Source organism: Trichococcus sp. ES5, assembly GCF_900067165.1.
GTDB lineage: Bacteria > Bacillota > Bacilli > Lactobacillales > Aerococcaceae > Trichococcus > Trichococcus flocculiformis.
In genome coordinates, this window is record NZ_FJND01000042.1 from 1 (window position 1) to 4115 (window position 4115).

The following is a 4115-nucleotide window of genomic DNA, read 5'->3' on the forward strand; positions in this document are numbered from 1 at the left end:
AAAACTATGCGGTATTAGCACCCGTTTCCGGATGTTATCCCCCTCTTATGGGCAGGTTACCCACGTGTTACTCACCCGTTCGCCACTATCTTCTCAGTGGAAGCAAGCTTCCATAGAAAAGACCGTTCGACTTGCATGTATTAGGCACGCCGCCAGCGTTCGTCCTGAGCCAGGATCAAACTCTCATGTAATGTGGGCTCTTGTACAGAAACCCTCATGAAAAGCTGAATAGCTCTTAATTTCTTGCTGACTTTATGTTTGCGATACGATGTATCGCCTTCGTTTGCTTTGACCGAAGTCTAAGCTCCCTGCACATTTGGTTCGTTCATTCTTCATTCAGTTTTCAAAGGTCTAATTATGTCGCACGCTCTCGCGCGGCAACTTTTATATTATATCTCATTCGCTAATGCTTGTCAACAATTATTTTAAAATAATAAATCAACTTAACGCGAGACAACTACTATATATTACCACCAAACGCCCGTCGAGTCAATGTTTTTTTGAAACATTTTTTCAAGAACACGTTCAGCAACTTTTATATAATACCATCTCAATAATGAGATTGCAATACTTTTTATAAATTTTTTTATTTTTTTATAAAAGCCTATTTTTGATCATCTGAACAGAAGAAAAAAATAGCCTGCTATCATAAGCAAGCACTGCTTAACATAAGCCACCTGTCGGGTTCGAACCGACGACCTCCACCTTACCATGGTGGCGCTCTACCTGCTGAGCTAAGGCGGCAGCTATTGCTTTCGATAAAAACTCCGCAAGTAGGACTCGAACCTACGACATCATGATTAACAGTCATGCGCTACTACCAACTGAGCTATTGCGGAATAAAACTGTAAACAAAAAAAAGCGCGGCAACGTCCTAGTCTCACAAAGGGAAACCCTTCACTACAATCGGCGCTAAGAAGCTTAACTTCTGTGTTCGAGATGGGAACAGGTGTGACCTTCTTGCCATCGTCACCGCACATTTTTAATTAGAGAACGTTGTTCTCTCAAAACTGAATCTACAAAAGTAAAGGGATTCCGAAAACACCGCTTGAGTTTTCTTCTTTTTAAAAATTGGTTAAGTCCTCGACCGATTAGTATTGGTCCGCTCCATACATCGCTGTACTTCCACTCCCAACCTATCTACCTGATCATCTCTCAGGGGTCTTACTCACTTAAAGTGATGGGAAATCTCATCTTGAGGGGGGCTTCACGCTTAGATGCTTTCAGCGTTTATCCCGTCCACACATAGCTACCCAGCGATGCTCTTGGCAGAACAACTGGTACACCAGCGGTGTGTCCATCCCGGTCCTCTCGTACTAAGGACAGCTCCTCTCAAATTTCCAACGCCCGCGACGGATAGGGACCGAACTGTCTCACGACGTTCTGAACCCAGCTCGCGTACCGCTTTAATGGGCGAACAGCCCAACCCTTGGGACCGACTACAGCCCCAGGATGCGATGAGCCGACATCGAGGTGCCAAACCTCCCCGTCGATGTGAACTCTTGGGGGAGATAAGCCTGTTATCCCCAGGGTAGCTTTTATCCGTTGAGCGATGGCCCTTCCATGCGGAACCACCGGATCACTAAGCCCGACTTTCGTCCCTGCTCGACTTGTAGGTCTCGCAGTCAAGCTCCCTTCTGCCTTTACACTCTACGAATGATTTCCAACCATTCTGAGGGAACCTTTGGGCGCCTCCGTTACATTTTTGGAGGCGACCGCCCCAGTCAAACTGCCCGTCTGACACTGTCTCCCTGCTCGCTAAGAGCAGCGGGTTAGAGTGGTCATATCACAAGGGTAGTATCCCACCGTTGCCTCCTCCGAGACTGGCGTCCCGGTATCTTCGGCTCCTACCTATCCTGTACATGTGATACAAACACGCAATATCAAACTGCAGTAAAGCTCCATGGGGTCTTTCCGTCCTGTCGCGGGTAACCAGCATCTTCACTGGTACTATAATTTCACCGAGTCTCTCGTTGAGACAGTGCCCAAATCGTTACGCCTTTCGTGCGGGTCGGAACTTACCCGACAAGGAATTTCGCTACCTTAGGACCGTTATAGTTACGGCCGCCGTTTACTGGGGCTTCAATTCAAAGCTTCGCTTGCGCTAACCTCTCCTCTTAACCTTCCAGCACCGGGCAGGCGTCAGCCCCTATACGTCATCTTTCGATTTTGCAGAGACCTGTGTTTTTGATAAACAGTCGCTTGGGCCTATTCACTGCGGCTGACCTTGCGGTCAGCACCCCTTCTCCCGAAGTTACGGGGTCATTTTGCCGAGTTCCTTAACGAGAGTTCTCTCGCACACCTTAGGATTCTCTCCTCAACTACCTGTGTCGGTTTGCGGTACGGGCAGTTACTTTCTCACTAGAAGCTTTTCTTGGCAGTGTGACATCAGGAACTTCGCTACTAAATTTCGCTCCCCATCACAGCTTGTCCTTGAGAGAAAAAGCATTTCACTCGTTCTCAGACTTGCTGCTTGGACACACATTTCCGATCGTGTGCATTCCTTAGCCTCCTGCGTCCCTCCATCGCTCAAACAAAAGCAACTGGTACAGGAATATCAACCTGTTGTCCATCGCCTACGCCTATCGGCCTCAGCTTAGGTCCCGACTAACCCTGGGAGGACGAGCCTTCCCCAGGAAACCTTAGTTATTCGGTGGACGGGATTCTCACCCGTCTTGCGCTACTCATACCGGCATTCTCACTTCTAAGCGCTCCACCAGTCCTCACGATCTGGCTTCGATGCCCTTAGAACGCTCTCCTACCACGGAACCCATTGGGTTCCATCCACAGCTTCGGTGATCTGTTTAGCCCCGGTAAATTTTCGGCGCAGGGTCACTCGACTAGTGAGCTATTACGCACTCTTTAAATGATGGCTGCTTCTGAGCCAACATCCTAGTTGTCTGTGCAACCCCACATCCTTTTCCACTTAACAGATACTTTGGGACCTTAGCTGGTGGTCTGGGCTGTTTCCCTTTTGACTACGGATCTTATCACTCGCAGTCTGACTCCCGGATCTAAATCAATGGCATTCGGAGTTTATCTGAATTCGGTAACCCGAGAAGGGCCCCTAGTCCAAACAGTGCTCTACCTCCATGATTCGCATATCCGAGGCTAGCCCTAAAGCTATTTCGGAGAGAACCAGCTATCTCCAAGTTCGATTGGAATTTCTCCGCTACCCACACCTCATCCCCGCACTTTTCAACGTGCGTGGGTTCGGTCCTCCAGTGCGTATTACCGCACCTTCAACCTGGACATGGGTAGGTCACTTGGTTTCGGGTCTACGACCTCATACTTATTCGCCCTATTCAGACTCGCTTTCGCTGCGGCTCCGTCTTTTCAACTTAACCTTGCATGAAATCGTAACTCGCCGGTCCATTCTACAAAAGGTACGCCATCACCCATTAACGGGCTTTGACTACTTGTAGGCACACGGTTTCAGGTACTGTTTCACTCCCCTTCCGGGGTGCTTTTCACCTTTCCCTCACGGTACTGGTTCACTATCGGTCACTAGGGAGTATTTAGCCTTGGGAGATGGTCCTCCCGGATTCCGACGGAATTTCTCGTGTTCCGCCGTACTCAGGATACTGGTAGAGCTGATTTGGATTTCGCATACGGGGCTATTACCCTATGTTGCGCAACTTTCCAGTTGGCTTCTGCTATCCATTGCAGTCTCATGTCCCAGTCCTACAACCCCAAAGAGCAAGCTCTTTGGTTTGGGCTTTTCCCGTTTCGCTCGCCGCTACTAAGGGAATCGAATTTTCTTTCTCTTCCTGCAGGTAATGAGATGTTTCAGTTCCCTGCGTGTTCCTCGATACACCTATGTATTCAGTGTAACGTAATATCCTATCAAAGATATTGGGTTGCCCCATTCGGAAATCTCCGGATCAAAACTTACTTACAGCTCCCCGGAGCATATCGGTGTTAGTCCCGTCCTTCATCGGCTCCTAGTGCCTAGGCATCCACCGTGCGCCCTTATTCACTTAACCTATGGTTAAGCTCGCCATTGCTGGCTTGCTAACTTATTTCGTTAAAAACTCATTTAAGTCAACTTAAAACGCGGTAAAATGTTTAGGTTTCTTACTTTATTTTTGTAGTATTCAGTTTTCAAAGAACAA

Annotated in this window: 2 tRNA genes and 3 rRNA genes; all 5 read right to left on the reverse strand. The window is 48.2% G+C overall.

The features are described from left to right. Nucleotides 1-191: ribosomal RNA gene (locus TES5_RS14560) — 16S ribosomal RNA — on the reverse strand; the annotation flags it as partial. Between the two features lie 480 nt (nucleotides 192-671). Continuing rightward, nucleotides 672-744: transfer RNA gene (locus TES5_RS14565), tRNA-Thr, on the reverse strand. A gap of 21 nt (nucleotides 745-765) precedes the next feature. Then, nucleotides 766-839 (reverse strand) — tRNA-Asn (locus TES5_RS14570). Nucleotides 840-861: 22 nt separating this feature from the next. Beyond that, nucleotides 862-977 (reverse strand): 5S ribosomal RNA (gene rrf, locus TES5_RS14575). A gap of 94 nt (nucleotides 978-1071) precedes the next feature. Next, a 23S ribosomal RNA gene (locus TES5_RS14580) occupies nucleotides 1072-3986 on the reverse strand. Nucleotides 3987-4115: the final 129 nt, after the last annotated feature.